This is a genomic window from Vibrio sp. 1641 (genome assembly GCF_033339995.1).
Classification (GTDB): Bacteria; Pseudomonadota; Gammaproteobacteria; order Enterobacterales; family Vibrionaceae; genus Vibrio; species Vibrio alginolyticus.
Genome location: NZ_JAWOVP010000329.1, coordinates 1 through 597, shown reverse-complemented (window position 1 = coordinate 597; position 597 = coordinate 1). Strand labels below are relative to the sequence as shown.

Here is a 597-nt window from a genome sequence, read left to right as displayed (position 1 = left end):
GGTGTGCGTGATTGACTATTCTTATTTGCTTTTGTAACGCCACTTCCTTGTTCTCTGTTTGCTGCTTGATAGCGTAGATCTCGTTTTCTTTCTTGTTGAGTCGTTTCGCTTCTTTGGCGTGTTTGTTTACGATATCCTTCTCAACTTGACCTTGGTATTCTCGTTTTATGTTTTCGATCTCTTTCGTTTTTTTAGCTAATTCTTTCTTAGCTTTGAGTAACGACTCATCTGCGAATGTGCGAATGCCGTTGTAAATTAAACCTAAAATGAACGCTGTCATGAGGCTAAACAAGAATATGTAAACCCATGATTGCCATTGGTACCAGAGCGTTTTTGCGCCTTGTGCTAGTAAAATAGGACCATTTGAGTTGGATAAGTCTACTAACCAAATCGTGCTATCGGGAGTTAGAAAATCAAGAAATGGTGCTGCAAAAAGCAATACCAATCCCACAACAATTACCGTCAAAAATCCCCAAATCATCGTAGGTATACCTCTGTAATATCGGGGCGGAAATGCCCTAGCTCTTGAGAAATAATCGTCATGACATCGATACGCTCAAAGTGGTTAGCCAGTTGTTCGTAGCGGTTTTGTGCGTA

At 40.5% G+C, this 597-nt stretch carries 1 protein-coding gene; it reads right to left on the bottom strand.

The features are described 5' to 3' along the window. On the bottom strand, positions 1–481 hold a 481-nt coding region (locus tag R7Z47_RS25800), incomplete at its 3' end, for a hypothetical protein (RefSeq protein ID WP_318130889.1). Positions 482–597: the final 116 nt, after the last annotated feature.